We start from the raw sequence: 21,523 nt of genomic DNA, 5'->3' as shown, positions 1-21,523 counted from the left end.
AACTGCATTTTTGATTCCTTCAGCACTTCCTTTAATGGCGTTGCCAAAATTACGAGAGCCTTCAATTCCATTGAAATACCGTTGTTGCCAAGGGGAAAGATTTTCATATCCAATTTCCTTGGCAATCTCATAAAACTCTGAAGCTGTTGAAAAGTCATAATCATCAAGCTTCTTCTTTAACTTGGAAATTTTGATATCATGTTCACTAACTTCGCTAATCTCTTTTTCAAGCTTTGATCTCTTATCAAGCTTATCCAACATGACTCCCATCGCTGTCTCTTGATTCCCGCTCAAAGCATCCAACTCATCCGGTTTTAAAATCGATCCTTTTTGATAGGCGGCAATCTCAATTTTAGGCCCCGTATACATTTTTTCAAGTCTTTTTATGTATTGTTGCATCGTCTCAAGATCGTTTTCAGCAGTTTTGAGGGCGCTTGTTTGTTCCCTGTCAAACGTATGCAGCTTTTCAATCGTCTGATTGATGTCAGTCAATGCTTTTCTATTCTGCTCATGAAATTCGTTGTCATTTAAATCTGGCAGATCGACAATAAGGCTGACTTTTGAAATCGCGGCATTGGCTTTGGACACCAAATGTTTCGTTGTTCGATCAGCCGCGTTCAAACCTTGCTCCAATTCGTGATCGAGAAAGGATTGCGAAATATATCCGTTGTGATTCGGCTCCAAGGAATTCAATGCATTTTTAATTTTTTCAATGCCGATTCGTATTCGTCAATGAAAGTTTCGTAGAACTGAAGAAACGGAGTGTGGCATTCTTCGTAGAAAGCACGAATCACGTCTCCCCCTTTTCCTTTTAAAGCATCGTCAAGGGATGTGATGGCTTCAACGCTTTTTTTGATTTTAGCCATTTCATCTGATTGCTTTTTTAACTGTTCCAGCGTATGGTCAATTGCTTTGTGCAACGCCTGAACGTCTAAAGTTTTCATGACATTCTCCTCTAATACTAAAGTTACAATCAGTATAGAGTTTACCACTTTATAGAAGGGAATTGGTGGATAAATCCTGCTTATCCATGAAAATGAATCTTAGTGATTAGGCCTTTAAACCCACAAGAAGGAAGGGAAATAGCCCGGCTTGCATAAGTAAATCCAAGAAGATTCCGCCCTTAGGCTTTAAAATATTGTATCAATTACTGTATCCCAAGCTGTTGAAGTAGGATCAATGATTTTAAAATGTTCCACATCTGGCAGCACAACTAAGCTTATATTGCTGCCCATTTCTATTGCCTTTGAATAGTAATTTTCACTTAACTCTACTGGAACATGCCGATCTAATACACCATGAATTAAAACATGATCTATTTTCATTGGTAACAACTCAATTGGAGAAGCAACTTTATATCGTTCAGCCACCTCATGCGGAGCCCCACCCATTAGTGCGGATACATGACTTTTCATCCCTTTTTCTTTGTGAAATTCCCACATTTTTTTTAAGTCAGTTACTCCAGCCAAACTTATTACTTTCTTAATGGACACAACTAATTCATTAAATGTTTGGTCTGATTTTGCTGCAGATCGAGAGGCTAACCAAAGCGCTAAATGACCTCCTGCCGAATGGCCGACAATCATTATATTTGATAGGTCTAAACGATAAGGTTCCTTTAATTGTAATAAATGATTTATAGCGTCAATTACATCATTAAATGTCCCTGTCCAACCTCCTCCTTCTTCCCCAACTCTACGATATTCAATATTCCAAGTGGCATACCCCCTGCTAGTTAAATCCTCAGCAATAGGATTGTTTTCTTCTAAATCATATCTGGATTTCCAAAACCCTCCATGAATCATAACGACTACCGGGCATCGTTCTTTCCTTTCCGGCAACCGTAATACCCCATATTGTGAGCGGTGTTGACCATAAGAAATATTAACTTTATTAGACATCGTTTTCCCCCCTTCAAATTGAAACTTGAACTTTGTTTACCTGAGCAACTTTCAATTCAATTATTGGAAACTGTAAATTTATTTCATTTTAAAGTTTTTATGCAAAAAAAGACATGTTTTTCATTTTATTAATGCTATGATTTTTCAAGCCTATTGAAAAATGGGGAAATCCAGCAAGGGAGTGGTGTTATGTTTAAGACAAAGCTCAAAAAAACAGTGGGAATGGGTATCGTTGCAGCAGCCTGTTTCATTTCTGCATTGCCGGCCAGCACTGTGTCGGCAAAAGAAAGGAACGATTATACGATAGAATCGTTTCACTATGTAACAGTGGATGGAAAAGACGTGGATTCCCAGATCAACATGAGTAATAAAGCCGACAAAGACATAAAAGTAACCATGGTTCTGCCTGAACAGAATCAAGCTGGCGATTGGCTTGCATATGGCTTTACGAGCAGGAAAAGTTTGCAGGCATTTATCGAAAAAGACAAACAGAGGCTTCAGGACAAATTCAAGATCACAGGCTCCGGTCCTTGCTGTACTGATTTCTATGAATATAAAAATAAAGGCGGACAGTATATTTATTGGAGAGACGGGTTTAAAAACCTGCCTTCCAGCTGGAACGACAGAATTTCCTCTTTGAGTACGGCGTCACCTTCTTCAAGCTATTCGACGACGCTGTGGGAGCATACTTCAACTCAAGGGTATGGAAAAGGAGTCTTGTTTAGACATTCCGATTGGTACGGGAAAACGGCTAATATGGCTTCGGATTGGGATAACAAGGCTTCGGCGATCGAAATCAAGTAACTGGAGAATCCCGGAAGTCTCAAAAATAAAGCCGGCCTCTGTCGACATGAACAAAGGCCGGTTTTTCAACTACTCTGTTATTCCGTCTACGATTTGAGTCAGCGCCTCGCTGATCGGCGTAAGTGGACGTCCGAGAAGTTTTTCAAAATCGCTGCTCTCGACATCCAAAGCCCCGCCCCGGATGCCTTTTTGAATATTCACGAGCATCGGGATGAGAAAATCCGGTACGCCGGCACTTTTCATGATATCGGCATATTGAGCGTCATCAACCTGCTGAACCGGTACGTCTTTGCCCAATACGCCGCCAAGGGCAGACGCCAGTTCCTCCTGAGTCAATAGCCTGCCTTGCCGCTTCCTGCAGATGTCACCCAGGGAGCTCCCGCCATCACACCCTGAATGCTTGACGCCTCATTTTCCAAATACCAATTGTTTCGTAAAAATGAGTAAGGAATCCCTGTTTTTAATATCGCTTCTTCCGCGGCAACGTGCGGAGGAGCAAGGAACATCGCGCTCTCGCTGGCATTGGCTATACTGGTATAGGCGATGAAGCCTACTTTTGCCCGTTCTGCTGCCTTTACCGCATTTGTATGCTGGCGAATCCTCGTTTCATTATCTCCGTCTGCAGAAATGATCAGCAAGCGGTCGACCCCTGCAAAAGCGGAATCCAATGTTTCCGGACGCTCAAAATCTCCTTGGCGGATTTCCACTCCGCGCTCCTGCAATCCTTCCGCTTTCTCCGGATTGCGGACGCTAACGGCCAACTGGCTTGCCGGCACAGTTTTTAACAGCGTCTTTACCACCTTTGACCCGAGTTTTCCTGTTGCTCCGGTAACTAACATTTTCATTGCAGATTCCTCCGTTTTCCATTGTAATTAAATGATTGAGCACATATGTATATCATCATGAGCTTTTATTGACTTGTATTAAAAATCCCTCTTCTTTAGCTGCCCGATTAACCTGTTGACCTGTTACACGCCTTTGTAACCATTATAGTTACAAAATGATTTCATATCAATAGCCAAAAGGATAAAATCGTTTTCCTCATTATGATGAAGAGTTGTGAAGCATCTGTTGTGGTCGTCATCACCCCAAACTGAAATTTTATTCACCTTTTGCCATTTAGCAGAATAAAATATCTTGAGTCTCTGGCATGGCATATTTTATAAATTGAGGTGTCTTATACAGCATCTTTTTGATGAGGATTGGTTCACAATATGAAAAAAGAATAAAAACAACATTTGTGAATATGCTAAAGTAAGAACCTCTTGGCACCCTCTAACACCGATTACAGCGATCGGTGTTTTTTTAAGCTGGAAATAAGGTTTCCCCTGTTCATTACCGCTTAACAGCATCATCAGAGGCAACCATATCGTACTCTCATATGACCCAGCTCTTGCCGCACCCTTTGCAATATCACTTTTACATTCTCTTTTCAGCTTCGTAAACTTTGAACCCGGTCCTTACTTGATGCCGGTTGCATCTCCCTTATGCCATCATTCATTTACCTTAAATGCGCTTTTTATTTTTTCGTTGTTTGAAACCTTTTTTTTAAGATAATGGGGAATCACCTGTACAATAAGGAATGAAACTTCAACATAAAAAAAGCATCCGCTTAGATGCTTTTTTGGATGAGACTTCATACAATTTCATTCCCTTTACTAGCAGCAAGGCGCTCCGCAATGTGTATGATGGTGTGTGACCGGATCAAAACTGGAGTATGTGTGCGGATAGTAATGAACATGCTCGAAATGGTGATGGTTCACATTCGTAGTGTGCTGGGGATGAATATGAGGAACCATCGTTTCAGAAAATGTATGATGCTCGCAGCAATGAGTAGGATGAATGATCGGCGGTAAGACATTGCAATGATACATGAATCACATTCTCCCTTCTTTTTTCTGTTTGTTTTCACTATTAAGCTATGTTCATATGTATGTATATGTACTATTACAAACACCTAAAATCCCAATGGTCACCGCCCATCCTGCTGCCTTTTTGCATGACGAAAACTTGTTTTATCAAGCAAAGTTATCTCATATCCATTTTCCGTGTCCGTTAGTTAGCTTCCTTCTCCCCAATCGACAATGACGTCATTCGAATGAATATGCAGCTCTGCTTTTGTATCAAAATGAACGACAAAACCTCTAATCAGCCCGAAAAACTTGTTTTTTTCGGTAATCTTCACCACGACAGCACCGTCTTTAAATCCCGGGGGATGGCATCCTTTCCCTACAACATATGTATTTGAATGAACGGTGATCGATTTTATTGACTTCATATCATTCCCTCTCAAGTCGAGAGGACAAAGCCTCTCCTTTTTCTGTAATCAAACGTTTAACAGCAAGCTGCTCCTTACATAGGTGTAATGAAAATGTAAGCTAAATCAATAGTTCCGCGCGCCAGTTTTAACGTATGATGGCTCCTGAGGTGATAAATAATGAAATTTTTTCTTGGAATGATCGCCGCAATATTAATCATTTTCGGAGGCGGGTATTTGTTTTACTCGACGTATTATTCAACGGAAGATTATTATGTGAAAATTACGGCAGATCCTGAAATCGCGAAAGAAAAAGCTGATGATGGATATACAGACATTACGTATACTTATTATACTACCGGTTATGATAAAACTGGAAAAGCAAAAAAACTGAAACTTTCTTCCGGAGATCAAATGAAGAAAGGTCAATATTATCTCATTCGTTGGGAAAACAGAAGAGAGATCGTATCAAGCAAGGAAAGAGTAAACGAAAGAGAAATCGATCAAGGCATTGTAAAGAAATTGAATCAGCAGCCGTAATCCCCCTCCAGGTTTTGCCGCCCTCCAGGAGGGCTTTTTGATGTCAGGTACAAAAAAGTGCCTATGGAACAAAAAAGTGCGTACTACCGCAGATTGCTGTTCTGTATCATAATGGTGGCAGTATGATCCGCTGAATTTTTGTTTATAAATAAGAGGAACGGAGGAATGTATGATGGAACTGAATCTGCAGGGAAAAAAGGCGTTGGTCACAGGTTCTACGTCAGGAATCGGTCAAGCGATTGCCGCTTCCTTAACGAAAGAAGGCGCGTCTGTCATCATCAACGGGCGGCGGGAAGCAACCGTCAAACAAACGATAGACGGGTTGAAACAACGCTATACAGGAGCCGTCCTTTATCCGGCCGCTTTTGACCTCGGCACGGAAAAAGGATGCAATGAACTATTTGAGGCGTATCCTGAGATCGATATTTTAGTCAATAATTTAGGGATTTTTGAACCTGCTGATTACTTTGATATTCCGGATGATGAATGGTTTCGCTTTTTCGAAGTGAATATTATGAGCGGTGTAAGGCTTTCGCGTAAGTATTTGCAGAACATGATAGAGAAAAAGGAAGGCCGGGTCATTTTTATTGCGAGTGAGGCGGCTGTGATGCCTTCGCAGGAAATGGCGCATTACAGTGCAACGAAGACAATGCAGCTTTCCATTTCCCGAAGCCTGGCAGAGCTTACAACAGGCACAAATGTAACAGTAAATACTGTGATGCCGGGGTCAACCTTAACCGAGGGAGTCGAAACGATGCTGAACTCTCTCTATCCAGGGGAACATCTTACGGTCGAAGAAGCGGAAAAGCGCTTTATGAAAGAAAATCGTCCGACTTCGATTATTCAAAGGCTGATCCGGCCGGAAGAAATTGCACACTTTGTCACGTTTTTAAGCAGCCCGCTTTCCTCCGCGATCAACGGCGCGGCGTTGCGGGCAGACGGCGGACTGGTCCGCAGCGTCTTTTAAAAACCTCTCCCTTCGCGGGAAGAGGTTTTTTTACTCAATCAGCCGCTTTCCAATGATCAGGAACCCTTAATGCCGGCGGCAATTTTGTATGCCGGTCACCCTTCGCCGCATTGACCTGAGCCTGCGTAAGAAACATGCTTTCGGATAGGTCGGCGCCGCTTAAGTCGGCATCCCGAAAGTCAGCCCCGATCAGATCAGCCATTCCCAGATCGGAATTCTGCAGATCGGCGGCTATCAGGACGGCGCCTCTCAAGTTTGCTCCCCTTAGGTCAGAACCTCTTAGTTTAGCACCTATGAGGATGCTTCCACGGCCGATTTTTTTCAGATGTTTTTTGTTCGGTGATTTGGCACGTACGATTTCACTCGTCCGCAAAAGAACGTCGTTCACCTTCGCTCTATGTGCAGACACATCGATTTGCAAAATGAATTCCTTGCTCTGTTTCGTCAAACGTTCCGTCTCATCAAGGATCGCAAGCGCATCCCGGTGAATTGATTGCGCTCTTTCTATTGAAAGGACTTCATGCAAATACCAAAGCATTTCGTGAAGCTGCTGCATAATGGGAAATACGTTAACATTTCTTCCGCCAGCTCAGGGTTGTTTCGCCAGTCCTTACCTTCATATGTGACTTGTGACACCTTTTGGCCGGCGCCGAAACAGTCATAAGCGGTACAGCCGCGAAATCCTTTATTTCTAAGATCTTCGTGTATCGCACACCGGAAATTCGATTGTAAATGACGGCAAGGTGCACCGCCGTCTTTATCAAACGCAAAATCAGCGGATTTCGCATACGGCAGCGCTACGCAGCACAGTCCGAAACAATTCATGCAATCTGTCCTTACCTCATTCGGCATCGTGTCGATCATGATGTTATACTTCCCCCTTTCACGGGAACCTTCAATCGTTCTCTCTTATTATATATGAAGGTTTTCTATTTACCTATTATCTTTTAAAGCAGTAATGCATTCGACTGAAAATATTCGGAGGGGCAGATGGTTGACACTGCACTCTCAAAACCAGTTACCAGCCTGTTTTTCCAATATATTTAAAACGCACAATCTCTTTCATATAAAGGGCATAGAATATACAGACAAATGAGAAAGGAGGGAATGGCTGATGAGCGAATACGAATACGATAAGAAGAAGCACGAGGACTATTACTGGTTCAAATGTAAGAAGGTTTATTATAAACCTGAACATGATAAGAAATACTGTGATTATGACTATGATCACAAGAAGAAGTATGACTATGATTATGACTATGATCATAAGAAAAAGTATGACTATGATTATGACTATGATCATGACAAAAAGTACGATTATGATTACGGTTACGAATATGACAAAAAACACCATTATAAAAAATATTATTTTAAGTGTGAACCGTATAAGAAATATTATTACTAAAAAATTAATTACAGTTTTATTCAAGTTCGGTCTCCCCTGTTTGCATCGTAAGAGACGTAATCTTCGGCGGCTGTTCTTGAGGAGGGTGCACAAAGCACCCTCCTTTTTAAGTTTGGCCATCTTTTGCACAGCATTTCTACGAACTTGTCTAACTTTATATCCCAGTGAAAAGCACCCCGAAGGGGTGCTTTCCTCTGAAATGATATTCAGATCTGTTTAGACATTCTTTTTTAAGAAAGTCCAAAAAGTTAATACCGCTCTTCTTTGTGTTTGCGGTTGCAGGGCTTTCCGTGATGTGAATGGTAATGTGACTCAGGCTCGTATTTGGAATAAGTGGTCGGATAGTAATGAACATGCTCATATTTGTGATGCTTTACTTTGGAAATATGCTGCGGATGAATATGAGGAATAATTGTTTTGGAATACTCATGATACTCACATTTCCTTGTAGGATAGACGATAGGACGCGCTACATACGGTTTGCAGTAATCATGATCATACATGGACATTCTCCCTTTCTTTCATTTAATGCTTTCTCACTATTAAACTATGAGAATGAGAGACAACATGTACTAATAAAAAGAACCAAAATATTGGATAAAAAGGCTGTTATCCTTATTTTTTAATAAACATTTACCTATATTTAAAAGGGATTTTAGGCGTCTGCATGAAATCTAGTAATATGCCCGCCGCAATATAAATGGAAGCCGCACCTTCCGATACGTTCTGCATGTTATAATGGCACAAAGCAACGTTGCATCGAAATGGAGTGGGACATATGGACTTTTTATCAGCAGCATCTTTTTTAGGCGCAGCCATATTGCTGACCCTCATGCCCGGACCGGACAATTTATTCGTGCTGGCACAGAGCATATCGAATGGCAAAAGCGCCGGAATATCAACGGCCTTCGGGCTTTGCACCGGACTCGTTTTTCACATTTCCGCTGCAGCGGTCGGAATTTCAGCGGTCATTTACAAATCGGCTCTTGCCTTCACCTTCGTGAAATACGCCGGAGCAGCGTATTTGTTATATTTGGCGTACCAGTCTTTCCGGGACAAAAGCTCAGGCTTTCATATATCCGATCAGCATTTGGTGAGTTTAACATCTTTGTATCGAAAAGGCATCATTATGAATCTCTTAAACCCAAAGGTTTCGTTATTCTTCCTGGCTTTTCTGCCGCAGTTTGTCAACAATGAAGCCGGCAATGTGACGATACAAATGCTCATGTACGGCATCATCTTTTTGCTTCAGGCTTTGGCCGTTTTCACCATCATCAGCATATTCGCAGGGAAAGCCGGAGAATTTTTGCTAAGGCGCCCTGCCATAGCAAAAAAAATCAACTTGATCCAAGGTTCATTGTTTGCCATCATCGGTCTAAAAATGGCGTTTACGCAAAAATAAAGGCTTTTTCGATGATTTGCGAAAGATGGAATGTTACATGATTCCCGTACTTCAGTTTACAAATCCTATTTAATTTGTTATAATTAGTTGTTTACAGAAATCATACACACTTATGTTTATATACAACCATGATCTTGAAAGGGGGAAAAATATTGGCCAAAAAATCAATGATCGTCAAACAAAAGCGCGAACAAAAATTTAAAGTCCGGGAATACACGCGCTGTGAACGCTGCGGCAGACCGCACTCTGTGATTCGCAAATTTAAGCTTTGCCGGATTTGCTTCCGCGAGCTTGCCTATAAAGGACAAATTCCGGGTATCAAAAAAGCGAGCTGGTAGGGCTCGCTTTTCGAACAGCCTTATTCGCAAGGCTGTTTTTTTATTGAAATTATGGCGGCCAGGCCCCCATCGACTACAAAAAGGAATCTTTATCAAGATAGACAATCGGCGTCGGGCCGAAAGTAAAAGTCCGGCGTCTTTTCTTGAGTGTTCTAAAAATTCACGTCCCACCTCAAAATGTAATGCCGTTTTTCATTGAATGGAATAAGTAAAATCATAATTGCTCGTTGTACTATAATCACCATCATGTGTCTTCAGTCTTAAATAAACCTTTTCCCCAGGCTGAACTGCATTGACGCGGAGCGAATCCGTTTTCCCGGAACCGTGATCCTCTGCCTGTACAACAACCGTTTTTTGCGACGTTACATGGTGCGCTTCCAAATCGAAATTCTTCCCGCTTGGAGACGTTAATGAAGCTGATAAATCATGCTTGTCTTCCGTATTATTTTGCCAAAGAAACCAATCTTCATCTGAAGCTGTCTGCAGTTTCCATTGAAAATGGTACCCCGGCAAAACTTCAAGCGCTGATTCTTTATTATCAGCCAAGCCGGTAATCGCAGATGCGGATTGTGAAGTTACTAGTAAACCCGATAAAACAGCAGCGATCGGCAAAATCTTTACGAGCCTGGTTTTCATAAGCGTCACTCCCCGTCAAATTTTGTTATGAAGCACCTAACAACCATAATACTACCTCGTTTGGATAGTGTTGTAAACAAAACAATTCCATTATTATGAAATTTAAAATGTTTTTTGAAAATTTTCAACAATAACAACCTGAAAATGAAACAATAAACTTCTATCATGATGATGAAAAGAGGATTTTACAGACTTTTGGGGAATACTGATGATGAAACTTTCTCATCGAACTTGCCGGGCCTGTTTTTCAAACGTTAAAGCGACTGCTCTTGGTTAAGGATTTTTTCTGGGAATCAACGAATAAATCATTCACCATGTTGTTTCCCAAGCTTTACTTCACCCCTGATCATATGCGAGGAGGAACTTTTTATGCCTGTAGAACATTATGGCGTTTTAAAAGGAACCGTCGTGAGAACCGAAAGAGATCCGGTCAATGACCGAACACCGCATCTTGACATTTATGTAGCCGGTGAGAATGGCAGACATTATCGATGTGTCGTCAACGTAAAATCGTCGGATCAATCAAAAGTTCTCTACTATGCCGATGACGATTTCGATGCTTCCCAAATCACGATCCTGCCATGACGCCTTTGCCGCATACCTTGCCCGGTGAAAAAAATGACTTATACGAATTTCTTGAAGAGTACGCAAATAAAGCAAAAAATGATCAACATGCAGCAATTTACGTATACGGTTCTAAATTTGACACGGGTCTGGGAATGCACAACATTCACATGAATCAAGGCAATCCCCGAGGCAGCCGCTGGGAAAACGACAATGGCACATGGAAAGACGGAGGAATATTGATTCAGTTTAAAGACTCCTGGGCTGCGGTGTTTCTCGCCTTTCAAACTCAATCGTGGTGCACGGACCGGGATGGACAGCCAATCAAGTTTTGCGATCATACAGAACCTGATAAGGAATATGAATAAAGCGTAACACTTCCTCCTTGACGGCATTGTTTCCGGTGCAGAAAAAAAACGAATAGGCCTCTCCGGTTTAGAGGAAGAGGCCTGTCATCAAGAAGCCTTTGCCCAGGCCCCTTGATCAGTTAGGACTCGACTGTTCCCAGCAGCCGGGTCTTTTTTAGTTTCTGTATTTCTAAAAGAAAAAATACATTTTTAGTTCGTTTGTATAAACTGTGCCGGCCGGTGAACATTTTGAAATCCTTTAGAAAGAGTATTGCATCGATCAGGCCAATCCTGTTTTCTATATTATTTGGCACGGCTTGACGTCCCGCAAAACCGGAAGAATGGGTCCAGGAAGGTTTTTAAAAAAATAATGAGGCTGAACGGAAAGCATGAATAAGAAATCAAAATCGATCCAAAATATAGTGAAAAAGGTGGTGAGATCATGGAGAAGAAAGGCATCAAAAACGGCAGCATCGAACAGATTAACAATGATCATGAGACAGAAAGCGCGTTTCAGCAGGAGCAAAAAAGCAATAAACAGCAAAAAAGCGGCGGCACTTTAAAATAAAAGCGGAAGGTGATGAAACTTATGAAACATGTATGGGCACTGTGTTTAAAGTTCATTGCAAGCCTGGTTCTATTATATGTGATTTTAACTCTGTTTTTCGGCGTCCCATTTGGAGACGTATTTGTCCTTACCTTGATTTTAGGGATCGTATCCTACCTGGTAGGAGATCTTTGGCTCCTTCCAAGAACGAATAATACGACGGCGACTATGGCGGATTTCGGTCTTGCCCTGATTTTGATCTGGGCCATTCTCGCGATGCAGGATAATCCTCCGTATGGGTCTCTTGCAATGGCTTCAATCATTTCAGCGATCGGCGTGACCGTATTTGAATATTTCTTTCATCGCTATATGGCGGCTAACGTTTTAGAAGAGACAGGAGGCGAAAGGCGGAAAAACACGGGTTCGTTACAGTATCAACACGAAGCGTCAGACGAGCTTTTTCCGGTGTCCCCGTCGGAAAAACGTGACAAAAAATAACTGCCAGAGCGGATGTTCAGGAGTTCTACCAAGAGGCAATGCTCCAGTCTGTTCTCGTTTCTGTTTGCCCGCCAAAACGCCGTTTTCATGGCGGAGGGTGATCCTGAATCAAGCGCCCATTCGATTTGATGCCCCTTTTCTGACAGGGCCTGTGCTATGTGCTGCGGAACAGACGTTTCCAGCAGCACTTTTTTTCCGCCCTTCCATTGCCAGCGCGGGGCATCAAGGGCCGTTTGCGGGATGGAGATTCATGACCGTTTGACCGTGTCCCTGAGGCTGCATATACCCTCCCATCACACTACCGGATTACCGTCTTTTGTGATAAATCCGGGAATGATCGTATGGAACGTCCTTTTTCCGGGTCGGGTGATTCGGGTCCAGCTTAAATTCATAGTCTCTGTTTTGGAGAGCGACTCCCGTCTTCGGGACGCCAGACCTTAACCGAATCCCGTATAGCTGCTTTGAATACCATGTTTCCTTCTTCATCGGCAGACGCCAAATATACAGTTCCCCCTTCAGGTAGCTTCCCCGGGCAGGAGTCAAGCGCCGTATCCCCTATCAGTGCCCTTTTTTTTGGCATATTCTTCTGACAATAATTCATCTGTTTGAGCAGGCATCTGATCGTTTTCGGTTATATATTCGAGACCGTCGGCAAATGCAAGCTTAACCGCTTCGGTCTGCATGTGCCGCTAGCGGCTGAGACGCCGCCATCATACCTTTTCCCTCCTGACATATCAGCTTCGGGATGGAAACAAATAAATCCTCCCTGCGGAAGGAAACAGAAGCCGTTTTGTCGAATTCTATTCCTTTAAAAGCGAGGAGGACATAATATGAAGCATGACACAGCAAAACGTTTTGACTACCACGTTTGGGCAAACCAAAAGGTGTTTGAGCACCTGCAAAGCCTTCCTGAAGAGCTTTTCACGAAAGAAATCAAGAGCGTGTTCCCTTCTGTTTCGGCAGTTGTTGTCCATATGTGCGTCTCAGACGCGCTCTGGCTGAACATCATATCGGGGGGCGGATATGATGAAGCAAAAGCTCTGGCGATGAGGCTTAATGAAGAATTAAAGGAAGCAGACATCAAAAAGCTGAGCGCTTTTTTTGATGAAACCGCACATCAATACCAAGCATTTTTTGAAGATGCTGAGAATCTCGATGCGCCTCTTACAGTAAGGCACCCGGTGCTGGGTGAGAGGGAAACGAACGCTGCCGAGATGACGAATCACGTCATCAACCACGGCACATATCACAGAGGCAACATCTCGGCGATGCTGAGGCAAATGGGACACGCGAGCGTCCCGACGGATTATGCTTATTTTCTGTGGATGTAGCTTTTACTAAAAATGCACAATATAGAGGGGGATTTTTTCTAAGCCCCCCTTTGACTTTAAAACTTATTTTTGTCAAACAGCATTCTGAGAATTCCTGATCGTCATCCTGTTAAAAGCGGACTGATGGATATCTGCACGAGATGGATATTCCCCTTCATTTCTTCGCGGTTTTGCCACTGTTTGCACTTTATTTGGACGCAATTTCGCATTGCTCTGCCGCTCCCGTAAACACCCGGTAAATAAATGCCATGGTGATCGTTGGCGTCTATTACCGATTCGTCATTTTTTATATCATTTGAATATTTTTGTACGGAATAGGGTCTTTATAACCAGCCTCTTTAAAACCTTTTAGCCTTAATGTGCAACTGTCGCATTCACCGCAGGCATACTCTTCCCCATTGTAGCAGGAGGTAGTAAGTTCGTAAGGCACATTCAACTTAAGTCCCAGAGTTATCGTATCTGCTTTGCTTAAATTGATAAGAGGAGTAAAAATGTTTGTTTTTTCCCCTTCGATATTTCTTTTGGTCGCAAGGCGGACCGTATTGTTTAAGCTTTCAATAAACTCTGGACGGCAATCTGGATACCCGCTGTAGTCGACTCCACTTACTCCAGTGTAAATCGCTTCTGCTTTAATCACTTCCGCATAAGCTGATGCACAGGAGAGAAAAATTAAATTCCTAGCCGGTACATATGTCACCGGGATGTTATCTTGATTCATTTTTTTCGGCACATCTATATTTTCATCAGTTAAGGCGCTGCCTCCTAATTCTTTTAAAAAATCGATATTCACAATTTTATGCTCTTGTACTTGATAATGCTCTGCTATTTTTTTTGCTTGTTCCACTTCTCTGGAATGTCTCTGCCCATAGTAAAACGTGAGGGCATGCAGCTTGTAGCCTTCATTCTCAGCAATCCCCATGCAGGTGGCACTGTCTAATCCCCCGCTTAAAACAACGACGGCTTTCTTATTATTCTTTTTAATATTAAACACCCCTTTTTTCCGGATCCCAAATGATTTTGTGAATCTGAAGATTAACTTGAATATCTTTACGCCGGCTGTTTAAAACTTTTTTGACTAGATTCGCCGGCTTCATCGTCTCCCATACCGGACTCATTAATAGACGGCCTTTTTTATGATGCTTGTCAATAATCTCCATAGCGATTTGAAAATCGTTTTCAGATCCTATAACAAATTTGATTTCATCATTTTCGTCTAATAAATCGAAATTTTCATAGATCATTTTTTTCATTTCTCCACTGTCTGGAAGTTTAAAATCCATGATAAAGCGAACTTTATTGGCCATTTTAGCGGATAGACGCCTCATGTTTATAAAAGGCTTTAAATGAATAGCACCATTTGTTTCAATATGAATATCTTTAATTACATCGATTTTAGCCAACCGCTCAATTAAAGCTAAAGATTTTTCTCCATGGATTAATGGCTCTCCCCCGGTCAAACAAACATAATGGTTTGCTAAACGGGAAACCTTATGTGCGATTTCTTCTATTGTAGCTTCAAACTCGGGTTTGCTGGGGGCATAGCTGTACTTTGTATCACACCACACACAACGCAGATTACAATGAAACAGCCTTATAAAAGTCGTCTGTTTTCCCGCAGCAGATCCTTCGCCCTCTATTGTTTCGAAAATTTCGACCATTGGTAAAACAGTTGTGTCAGCATTCATCTTACACTCATCACCCTCCCGCGCTCTGATAATGTTTCAGAGAGAATTTCCAAAACATCGCGCTGCATACTAGAAAACCAACAACATATAAGAAATACTGATAAACGTTTGTTCCATTAGACACATCCAGAAGGCGTTCCACCGGTACATTTGCGACGATCACTATAGGAAAAATAAAAACAAAAATAATCCTGCCGATCCCTTTAAAAAAAGACGTCGGATATCTAAATAGCGTCATTGCGCCTAAAAACAATTCGTGCAGACCGTCAACTTTCGTGATCCAAATCGATAATGTCATAGTGATAAACCAGAGCGCGTAAGCCAGCACCACTCCGGTTACAATAAAACACAAGTATTCCAATATTTGAGAAATTTGCAAAGTGGCGTTTAGATTGATCAATGCATATATAACAAGCACAATGGCCGGAAATAAATTCCCGAAATTCCCCATGTCTAATTTCCGCAAAGATACTATGAACTGGCTGTTTACGGGCTTTAATAAAAGAAGATCCAAGGTTCCTTTATTAACCAATGATGGGATATACGGAAGGTTATTGATAAATAATACAAAAATTAAGGATTTTAATATCTCGCTCGTTCCGAGCAGTAAATAAATGTCATATATACTCCATCCATTGACGTTTTCCACATAACCAAAGAGTGTATTGAAAAAAATCAGTGTAATGACAAACCATATGAGACTGTCAATAATATTCATAAAGAAGTTGGTTCTGTACATCATCAAATTAATGCTATTGATTTTAACAATGTGGAAAAAAAGAGTGATGTATCTCATATCATGCACCAACCGATTCATATTTTGACATCGCGCGTTTCCACGCATACTTCGAAAAAGCGGAAAGTATGCCGATCCATATAAGTTGAATAAATAAACCGTACAAGATTTCGCCCACTCCCAAACGGCCAAGATATATGTTTGCAGGAAAATCAATCAAATAGGCAAATGGGAGGTTTTTAACGATATGAAAAAATGGTTCCGGCAAAAGCTTTAATGGAAACAGCGTGCCTGAAAGCAGTTCAAGCAAAATATCAACTGTAAAAAAGAAAGAAGCTATCTCAACAAAATAAAAAGAAAACAGAGAAACAAGAAAATACAAACTATAATACAGAATCATCGCCAATATGACAGCTGCAATCAGACCGGCTATATCATGAAAATCAGGGAATAAAAAATATTCTCTATTGCACAAAGCAACAATTCCCATCGGAATACTGACGAGCATCAATTGGACCAGCTTGTTTCCGGTATTTTTTGAAAACCAGAATCCCCAGTATGAAATAGGTTTTGTTAAATATTTTGAAAGTTCGCCGCTGCTCACCTCATCTTGAATCGACCAGTGAAAAGCAGGAAGCAATAAGATCTCGAGAATCTTTGCAATAATTAAATATGTAATCATTGAGTCAATTGTATACCCCTCAATGATTTGTTTTTGATCATAGACATTTTGCCATAAATAAATGACGGCAATAAGTGGAAGCAGGCTAAATGCCATATACAGCAGGGTGTTGAAACGGTACTGAAAAGCCGTCTGTATGGCCATGAGCCCCGGCTTAATATATTTTCTCAATTTTTTCAACTCCGACATGCTCTGATAGTTTATAAATTTCCTCTAATAAAGATTGGATTTCTGTATGCTTCTCCTCAAAATGAATAATATCGTAATGATTGATAATATCCCTCAAAGCCTGGCTGAATGTATTTCTGCTAATTTTCAAAAGAACAGTATGATCCTGTTCTTCGATGATTTCACCGTATTGCTTCAAAAGCGAAAGGTTGTCCATTTCTGAAAGGGTGATTGACAACAACTTGTATTCATCATCGTTTAAACCGGGCAAACCTTTAAAGCTCCCATTATAATAAAGCTCTCCATCCCGCAAAATCATAATATGCTCACAAAGCTCCTCAATATCCTGTAAATAATGGCTCGTTAAGATAACTGTCACTTCCTGTTCCCGGCAGTATGACTTCAAGAATCGTCTAATATTTTTTTGAGCAATAAAATCCAAGCCGATTGTTGGCTCATCTAAAAATAAAATCTCAGGAGAGTGAAGCAGCGCGGCTACCAATTCGCATTTCATTCTTTCGCCAAGAGAAAGATTTCGAACGGGAGATTTCACGACATGCTTCACATGCAAAGCGGTTGTCAGCCGCTCTATATTACGCTCAAACTCAGCTTGGGCAATCTGATATATTTCTTTATGGAGCAAAAATGTTTCGTACGGGGTAAGATCCCACCACAATTGATTTTTTTGTCCTAATACAACCCCTATTTTCCTTAAAAACGCCGGTTCTTTTTTATGCGGTGTAAATGAATCGACCGTTATCCTGCCTGAAGTCGGTGTAATCAAACCCGTCATCAGCTTTATTAAAGTCGACTTGCCTGCTCCATTTGCACCGATAAGACCAATGATTTTTCCTTTTGGAATTGAAAACGAAACATTGTTTACAGCATGAATGACTTCTTTTTTTCGATGAAATAGACTCTTAACTGAATTCCAAAATCCTTCATCCATTGAAGCTCTGCTGAATGAACGTGATACATTTTCAACCTGTATGAACATAACCGAATCCTTCCGTTGTTAGATTTTAAAATTTGAAAATTTCTGCGAAATCAGTGCCGACCTGCATACCCCTATATGCATTTAACCCTTTTACCCCATTTTCCAATTGAAGAATAGCTCCTTGAGATTTATATGCGTTTAAGGCTTCCATTTTTTGATCGATCACACTGCTGATATCACTGACTAATTGATAAGCGGTTAACGGAGTCCAAATTTCGTACTGCAAGCACCTTTTGATCCTGTTTTTGTTTCGCAGAAAATTAGAGCGGCTTAAAAATAATGCCTCACTGGTAATTTCATGAACAATTCGATGGTCACGGTCTGCTTCTTCCGAGTGAGGGTAATATACATAATCAGGCCGATAATCATCTATATGCATCAGCACTTTTTCAACAAGATCTCTTCTATAGGTGAGCGCCCGGTCTTTTTCTTTTAAAAAGTGAATATCTTGTGTGCCGATGATTTCGCAAGCCCTTTTGCATTCGTTTTCGCGTATTTGAACATTTTGTTCAATGCTGCCATCGATTCCGGAAAGTTCACCCATTGTAACGATAATGATTCTTGCTTGATCCCCGCTTTTAATCGCTTTGGCAATTGTTCCCCCGCATCCGATGATTTCATCGTCATGATGCGGCGCGATTACTAAATGTTTTCTGTTATTTGTGTGCATTCACATTCTCCTTGCTTTAAGAAAGCTTTGTGATGTAAATCATAAACTCGCTGCCTCGCTTAAAAGGTTCTCTATTGTAATCTCCATAAAAACCTAAAACAGTAAAACCCCTGGACTTCAGAAGATAAAACAGTTCTGTCGGCAGTGAATATCTAGTTAAAAATTTGAATTCGTATTTCTCCGTTACTTTATCATCTTGATGTATTTCAAATAAACAACGGGTTGATACAATTTGTTTGTAATGATCTATGCGAAATATATTTTGGGATTTAATATACTGATGATCTTTGGAGGGATTAGCTGTGTTTCCAAAATCCTTCTGCCTTTTGTCATAAGCACAAACTTGCGGCGGCGATATGATGTCAAAAATAAATTTGCCTTCCGGTTTTAGCAGCTGCTTAATTTTTTGAAGCGCTTCAACCTGGTCTTTTGGGGTTAACAGATACTCAAAGACACCACCGCTCATAAAAATATAATCAAATCGGCTTTCACAATGGAAATTTTTTATATCGGCCTTCTCAAAATGTATACGTTCTAATGTTTTCCGGTCAAATTGAGCAAGCTTCCTTTTAGCATTTTCAACCATCCCTGCCGAAATATCGATAGCATGAACGGTTGCACCGTTTTGGGCTAATTGAAAGGCCAGACGGCCAGATCCGCATCCGATGTCAAGAATTGTGACGCCTTCCTTTACAAAGCCGTTGTAGAAATCAAATAGTCCGTCCGGTTCAGGAATTAATTTATCATAAACGCTTGAGATATTGTCATACTGTTGTATTTGCCGAACCACTCTTTTTTACACCCCTTTCGGTTGCTTTGCTTTCCTTTTTAAACCCCATGAAAAATGCAATCTGCCATAAAGAAAGATACACAGCCACGCCCGTTCCAAACCTATTTTTCAAAGGAGTCCAACTTTTTATCATGCTTTTCAACAGCCTGCTAGGAGGCGAATACCATTCTTTGTTCGATTGAACCCCTCTTGCTTGTCCTCTCCCATAGTTGTAAGAGCTTTTCAAATCGCCTAACAGCGTCAGGGCGGGATGTATGACTTGTGCGCTATCATCGTATCCGATACTGAGATCAGCCCTCCTCACTCTTGCATCAAAATCATAATCTTCCGTCCAGTTTATTTGTTCGTCAAAATAATAGCCGTCTATTTGATCTACAATATTCTTTCTAAATGCTAAAGGCGGGGAATACGCATTTTTTTTAGCGGTATGAATATGTCTTGAAGTTGCAATTATTTTTTCTGTTTTTGACCGGTAAGCAAAAAGCACCCTTCCTTTAGCTAACGGATGTTCATACAACATGTTGTATAACTTATCTATACAGCCTTTTCTAAAAATACAATCTGAATCCATCAGCAGCACATTGTTCTTGCTTGAAGATTTGATTCCTTCGTTATAAGCCTTTGCAAGATTGGGAGCCGGCAGATGGACCATTGTCGTATTGTGCTTTTTGGCTATGTCTTCAACCTGTTTGGTTGCGCCGTTGAGTACGACTATAATTTCCGCCTCTATATCTATGCTTTTTAAACACTCGTCAAGTTTGGGATCATTATAAGCCGGTATTACGATTGACAGATCTATCAATGCTGCTCACCTTTTTTAAAGTATTTTCCAAATCATTCAAAACAGGATCTAAAATATAAAATTCTCCCAAATCCTTCAAGTTAGTCAAGACGCCTTTTGAATTTCTGAATGTCTCCAAACCAGGTGTATGAAAGTATGGGAGGTCTATTGTTTTGCAAAAATCATGAATGTCCGTCACAATTGAATCCTTTATCGGCATGCAATAGTGAACAACCGCTTTATAATGCTGCTGCTTAGAGGTTAAATAATTCTTTATTCGATTTAAAAGCGAATCTTGATATAATTTTTTCAATCTTAAAGCTTCTTCTCCGGATATATCCTCCGTCTGTATCCAATCGTATGCGCAAAATGCCGGATTCATTTGATATTCATAAGGGATAACGCCTGCATTAGACAATATGATGGGGTGTATCCTTTCAAATTTATTTGTAACCTCCCTTATTTTTTTTCCAATATAGGAAAAGTCATATGGTTTTGCCCATGTGCAGACATGGAATAAAGCGATGTCTTTTCCGGCTGGCGGAAGGTACTCGCCACTACAAAAGAATTTTTGCCATTCTTCAAATTCTTCGTGAAAGATATGGTCGCGGGTCGCCCCTCTTTTAAAGAAGGTTTTCCCCTTATAGACGCTCTTCAGTTTGTATTCCGGAAAGTTTGGATAGGTAGCACTCATGATCATTCACCTCATCCTATTTTTTGATTAAAAAATGATTTAAGAATAGAAAATCTAGCTCAGAACAAAAAAATGAACGAATTGCATCCTTCGGTGAACAAACGATCGGCTCATTTCCAATATTAAAAGACGTATTCAAAACAGCTGGTATTCCGGTTTCTTCATAAAAACATTGAATAAGCTCCCAATAAGATGAATTTACCCCTTTATCTACGATTTGCGGCCTTGTGGAACCATCGATATGAGTTACTGCCTGAAGCACCTCAAGCGAGGATTCATGTATTGTTGCGTTTAACAGCATATAAGGAGATGCCGTTTCCTCGTTTATCGCCATCGTCTGATTCTCTGCATTAATGCTAGGTGCAAGGGGGCGCCATTGTTCCCTTTCTTTTATATAATTTACCCTTTGAAGCATTGTTTTGCTTTGCGGATTGGCCAGAATGCTTCGGTTTCCTAAAGCTCTCGGTCCAAATTCCATTCTTCCGGCAAATCTGGCTCCGACACTTCCTTTTTTTAAAAGCTGGACTGCAGCTTCGTTTATGCCATTCTCAAAAAACTCATATTTAATTTTGTATCGTTCCAGCAAATCTTTAATTTCTCCATCACTAAAGGCCGGCCCTGAGTAGACATGGTCTTTCGAAAGCTTTACATCAAAACCCAATTCTTTAGACAGCAATGCTCCTGCCCCTAATGATACTCCTGCATCAGATGCAGCGGGCTGTATAAAAATATCTTTGACTTCTTCTAAGTCAAGCAGTTTCCTATTGCCTACACAGTTAAGCC

At 40.9% G+C, this 21,523-nt stretch carries 24 protein-coding genes and 5 pseudogenes; 10 read left to right on the top strand and 19 right to left on the bottom strand.

Annotated elements, in window-relative coordinates; genetic code table 11:
- A pseudogene (locus tag V7126_RS16695) lies at positions 1-944 on the bottom strand (ribonuclease YeeF family protein); the annotation flags it as partial.
- Positions 945-1,130: 186 nt separating this feature from the next.
- Complete coding sequence (locus V7126_RS16690; RefSeq protein WP_046132872.1) at positions 1,131-1,901, bottom strand: alpha/beta hydrolase family protein; 771 nt, start codon at positions 1,899-1,901, stop codon at positions 1,131-1,133.
- Positions 1,902-2,090: 189 nt separating this feature from the next.
- Here V7126_RS16690 and V7126_RS16685 point away from each other — a divergent pair, with 189 nt between their 5' ends.
- Positions 2,091-2,705 (top strand): hypothetical protein, encoded by a 615-nt coding sequence (locus tag V7126_RS16685; protein WP_082094180.1) that lies wholly within the window; start codon positions 2,091-2,093, stop codon positions 2,703-2,705.
- Between the two features lie 69 nt (positions 2,706-2,774).
- Here the strand turns inward: V7126_RS16685 and V7126_RS16680 are convergent.
- The 3 genes and pseudogenes from V7126_RS16680 to V7126_RS16670 form a co-directional block, all read right to left on the bottom strand.
- Positions 2,775-3,550: pseudogene (locus V7126_RS16680) on the bottom strand (NAD(P)H-binding protein).
- 813 nt (positions 3,551-4,363) lie between these two features.
- Entirely contained in the window at positions 4,364-4,579 is a 216-nt protein-coding gene (locus tag V7126_RS16675; RefSeq protein WP_082094036.1) for a CotD family spore coat protein, read from the bottom strand.
- A 185-nt stretch (positions 4,580-4,764) separates the two neighbouring features.
- Positions 4,765-4,983 (bottom strand): hypothetical protein, encoded by a 219-nt coding sequence (locus V7126_RS16670; RefSeq protein ID WP_046129513.1) that lies wholly within the window; start codon positions 4,981-4,983, stop codon positions 4,765-4,767.
- A gap of 159 nt (positions 4,984-5,142) precedes the next feature.
- Between V7126_RS16670 and V7126_RS16665 the strand changes: the two genes are divergently transcribed.
- Together V7126_RS16665 and V7126_RS16660 are read left to right on the top strand one after the other, a co-directional pair.
- The gene (locus tag V7126_RS16665; protein ID WP_046129514.1) at positions 5,143-5,502 is read left to right on the top strand and encodes a YxeA family protein; all 360 of its coding nucleotides are present in this window, start codon (positions 5,143-5,145) and stop codon (positions 5,500-5,502) included.
- 172 nt (positions 5,503-5,674) lie between these two features.
- Complete coding sequence (locus V7126_RS16660; protein WP_046129515.1) at positions 5,675-6,469, top strand: SDR family NAD(P)-dependent oxidoreductase; 795 nt, start codon at positions 5,675-5,677, stop codon at positions 6,467-6,469.
- Positions 6,470-6,503: 34 nt separating this feature from the next.
- On the opposite strand, the pseudogene V7126_RS16655 reads toward V7126_RS16660, so the two are convergent.
- A pseudogene (locus tag V7126_RS16655) lies at positions 6,504-7,333 on the bottom strand (pentapeptide repeat-containing protein).
- Positions 7,334-7,583: 250 nt separating this feature from the next.
- On the opposite strand from V7126_RS16655, the gene V7126_RS16650 reads away from it, so the two are divergent.
- On the top strand, positions 7,584-7,874 hold the full coding sequence (locus tag V7126_RS16650; protein WP_335497791.1) for a hypothetical protein: 291 nt from the start codon (positions 7,584-7,586) through the stop codon (positions 7,872-7,874).
- A gap of 248 nt (positions 7,875-8,122) precedes the next feature.
- Here the strand turns inward: V7126_RS16650 and V7126_RS16645 are convergent, their stop codons facing one another.
- Positions 8,123-8,377: a CotD family spore coat protein gene (locus tag V7126_RS16645; RefSeq protein ID WP_231947352.1), complete on the bottom strand. Its 255-nt coding sequence runs from the start codon at positions 8,375-8,377 to the stop codon at positions 8,123-8,125.
- A gap of 275 nt (positions 8,378-8,652) precedes the next feature.
- Here V7126_RS16645 and V7126_RS16640 point away from each other — a divergent pair, with 275 nt between their 5' ends.
- Together V7126_RS16640 and V7126_RS16635 are read left to right on the top strand one after the other, a co-directional pair.
- On the top strand, positions 8,653-9,276 hold the full coding sequence (locus V7126_RS16640) for a LysE family translocator (protein WP_175075068.1): 624 nt from the start codon (positions 8,653-8,655) through the stop codon (positions 9,274-9,276).
- A gap of 152 nt (positions 9,277-9,428) precedes the next feature.
- Positions 9,429-9,614 carry a type Z 30S ribosomal protein S14 gene (locus tag V7126_RS16635; protein WP_046129520.1) on the top strand — a complete coding sequence of 62 codons (186 nt, stop codon included), beginning with the start codon at positions 9,429-9,431 and terminating at the stop codon, positions 9,612-9,614.
- Between the two features lie 192 nt (positions 9,615-9,806).
- Here the strand turns inward: V7126_RS16635 and V7126_RS16630 are convergent, their stop codons facing one another.
- The gene (locus V7126_RS16630; protein WP_046129521.1) at positions 9,807-10,250 is read right to left on the bottom strand and encodes a hypothetical protein; all 444 of its coding nucleotides are present in this window, start codon (positions 10,248-10,250) and stop codon (positions 9,807-9,809) included.
- A 369-nt stretch (positions 10,251-10,619) separates the two neighbouring features.
- Here V7126_RS16630 and V7126_RS16625 point away from each other — a divergent pair.
- From V7126_RS16625 to V7126_RS16615, 3 genes and pseudogenes are all read left to right on the top strand, one after another.
- Positions 10,620-11,182: pseudogene (locus V7126_RS16625) on the top strand (YukJ family protein).
- 421 nt (positions 11,183-11,603) lie between these two features.
- Positions 11,604-11,729, top strand: a complete 126-nt coding sequence (locus V7126_RS16620; RefSeq protein ID WP_046129522.1) for a hypothetical protein — start codon at positions 11,604-11,606, stop codon at positions 11,727-11,729.
- A gap of 21 nt (positions 11,730-11,750) precedes the next feature.
- Positions 11,751-12,206, top strand: a complete 456-nt coding sequence (locus V7126_RS16615; RefSeq protein WP_046129523.1) for a YndM family protein — start codon at positions 11,751-11,753, stop codon at positions 12,204-12,206.
- Positions 12,207-12,231: 25 nt separating this feature from the next.
- Here V7126_RS16615 and V7126_RS24110 read toward each other — a convergent pair.
- Positions 12,232-12,892, bottom strand: a pseudogene (locus V7126_RS24110) (gamma-glutamyltransferase); the annotation flags it as partial.
- 144 nt (positions 12,893-13,036) lie between these two features.
- On the opposite strand from V7126_RS24110, the gene V7126_RS16605 reads away from it, so the two are divergent.
- Entirely contained in the window at positions 13,037-13,537 is a 501-nt protein-coding gene (locus V7126_RS16605) for a DinB family protein (protein WP_046129524.1), read from the top strand.
- 286 nt (positions 13,538-13,823) lie between these two features.
- On the opposite strand, the gene queC is transcribed toward V7126_RS16605, so the two are convergent.
- The 10 genes from queC to V7126_RS16555 form a co-directional block, all read right to left on the bottom strand.
- Positions 13,824-14,519: a 7-cyano-7-deazaguanine synthase QueC gene (queC, locus tag V7126_RS16600; RefSeq protein ID WP_175075192.1), complete on the bottom strand. Its 696-nt coding sequence runs from the start codon at positions 14,517-14,519 to the stop codon at positions 13,824-13,826.
- Between the two features lies 1 nt (position 14,520).
- Complete coding sequence (locus tag V7126_RS16595) at positions 14,521-15,222, bottom strand: 7-carboxy-7-deazaguanine synthase QueE (RefSeq protein ID WP_046129525.1); 702 nt, start codon at positions 15,220-15,222, stop codon at positions 14,521-14,523.
- Between the two features lie 10 nt (positions 15,223-15,232).
- Positions 15,233-16,018, bottom strand: a complete 786-nt coding sequence (locus tag V7126_RS16590; protein ID WP_046129526.1) for an ABC transporter permease — start codon at positions 16,016-16,018, stop codon at positions 15,233-15,235.
- Between the two features lies 1 nt (position 16,019).
- Complete coding sequence (locus V7126_RS16585; protein ID WP_175075066.1) at positions 16,020-16,811, bottom strand: ABC transporter permease; 792 nt, start codon at positions 16,809-16,811, stop codon at positions 16,020-16,022.
- Positions 16,795-17,805 carry an ABC transporter ATP-binding protein gene (locus V7126_RS16580; protein WP_046129528.1) on the bottom strand — a complete coding sequence of 337 codons (1,011 nt, stop codon included), beginning with the start codon at positions 17,803-17,805 and terminating at the stop codon, positions 16,795-16,797. Before V7126_RS16580 ends, V7126_RS16585 begins: the two co-directional genes overlap by 17 nt.
- Positions 17,806-17,830: 25 nt before the next feature.
- The gene (locus tag V7126_RS16575; protein WP_335497780.1) at positions 17,831-18,475 is read right to left on the bottom strand and encodes a PIG-L deacetylase family protein; all 645 of its coding nucleotides are present in this window, start codon (positions 18,473-18,475) and stop codon (positions 17,831-17,833) included.
- Positions 18,476-18,491: 16 nt separating this feature from the next.
- A complete protein-coding gene (locus V7126_RS16570) occupies positions 18,492-19,265 on the bottom strand; it encodes a class I SAM-dependent methyltransferase (protein ID WP_046129530.1) in 774 nt (257 codons plus the stop codon).
- Positions 19,240-20,067, bottom strand: a complete 828-nt coding sequence (locus V7126_RS16565; protein ID WP_335497777.1) for a glycosyltransferase family 2 protein — start codon at positions 20,065-20,067, stop codon at positions 19,240-19,242. Before V7126_RS16565 ends, V7126_RS16570 begins: the two co-directional genes overlap by 26 nt.
- Positions 20,033-20,740, bottom strand: a complete 708-nt coding sequence (locus tag V7126_RS16560; RefSeq protein ID WP_335497775.1) for a DUF5591 domain-containing protein — start codon at positions 20,738-20,740, stop codon at positions 20,033-20,035. The genes V7126_RS16565 and V7126_RS16560 overlap by 35 nt, the downstream gene beginning before the upstream one ends.
- A gap of 16 nt (positions 20,741-20,756) precedes the next feature.
- Positions 20,757-21,523 (bottom strand): carbamoyltransferase C-terminal domain-containing protein (locus V7126_RS16555; RefSeq protein ID WP_335497772.1); only part of this gene is annotated, 767 nt, incomplete at its 5' end.

This window comes from Bacillus sp. JJ675 (assembly GCF_036963165.1).
In the GTDB taxonomy this organism is placed as follows: Bacteria; Bacillota; Bacilli; order Bacillales; family Bacillaceae; genus Bacillus; species Bacillus glycinifermentans.
Note: the sequence above shows the minus strand (reverse complement) of the source record. Positions and strands in the feature narration are given on the sequence as shown.

Bases quoted from the DNA above. Each gene is read 5' to 3' on its own strand.
- V7126_RS16560 (WP_335497775.1), bottom strand. From the start codon at position 20,740: ATGAGTGCTACCTATCCAAACTTTCCGGAATACAAACTGAAGAGCGTC.
- V7126_RS16595 (WP_046129525.1), bottom strand. From the start codon at position 15,222: ATGAATGCTGACACAACTGTTTTACCAATGGTCGAAATTTTCGAAACA.
- V7126_RS16590 (WP_046129526.1), bottom strand. From the start codon at position 16,018: ATGAGATACATCACTCTTTTTTTCCACATTGTTAAAATCAATAGCATT.
- V7126_RS16615 (WP_046129523.1), top strand. From the start codon at position 11,751: ATGAAACATGTATGGGCACTGTGTTTAAAGTTCATTGCAAGCCTGGTT.
- V7126_RS16670 (WP_046129513.1), bottom strand. From the start codon at position 4,983: ATGAAGTCAATAAAATCGATCACCGTTCATTCAAATACATATGTTGTA.
- V7126_RS16675 (WP_082094036.1), bottom strand. From the start codon at position 4,579: ATGTATCATTGCAATGTCTTACCGCCGATCATTCATCCTACTCATTGC.
- V7126_RS16645 (WP_231947352.1), bottom strand. From the start codon at position 8,377: ATGTATGATCATGATTACTGCAAACCGTATGTAGCGCGTCCTATCGTC.
- V7126_RS16605 (WP_046129524.1), top strand. From the start codon at position 13,037: ATGAAGCATGACACAGCAAAACGTTTTGACTACCACGTTTGGGCAAAC.
- V7126_RS16580 (WP_046129528.1), bottom strand. From the start codon at position 17,805: ATGTTCATACAGGTTGAAAATGTATCACGTTCATTCAGCAGAGCTTCA.
- V7126_RS16640 (WP_175075068.1), top strand. From the start codon at position 8,653: ATGGACTTTTTATCAGCAGCATCTTTTTTAGGCGCAGCCATATTGCTG.
- V7126_RS16575 (WP_335497780.1), bottom strand. From the start codon at position 18,475: ATGCACACAAATAACAGAAAACATTTAGTAATCGCGCCGCATCATGAC.
- V7126_RS16620 (WP_046129522.1), top strand. From the start codon at position 11,604: ATGGAGAAGAAAGGCATCAAAAACGGCAGCATCGAACAGATTAACAAT.
- V7126_RS16660 (WP_046129515.1), top strand. From the start codon at position 5,675: ATGGAACTGAATCTGCAGGGAAAAAAGGCGTTGGTCACAGGTTCTACG.
- V7126_RS16690 (WP_046132872.1), bottom strand. From the start codon at position 1,901: ATGTCTAATAAAGTTAATATTTCTTATGGTCAACACCGCTCACAATAT.
- V7126_RS16650 (WP_335497791.1), top strand. From the start codon at position 7,584: ATGAGCGAATACGAATACGATAAGAAGAAGCACGAGGACTATTACTGG.
- V7126_RS16685 (WP_082094180.1), top strand. From the start codon at position 2,091: ATGTTTAAGACAAAGCTCAAAAAAACAGTGGGAATGGGTATCGTTGCA.
- V7126_RS16665 (WP_046129514.1), top strand. From the start codon at position 5,143: ATGAAATTTTTTCTTGGAATGATCGCCGCAATATTAATCATTTTCGGA.
- V7126_RS16630 (WP_046129521.1), bottom strand. From the start codon at position 10,250: ATGAAAACCAGGCTCGTAAAGATTTTGCCGATCGCTGCTGTTTTATCG.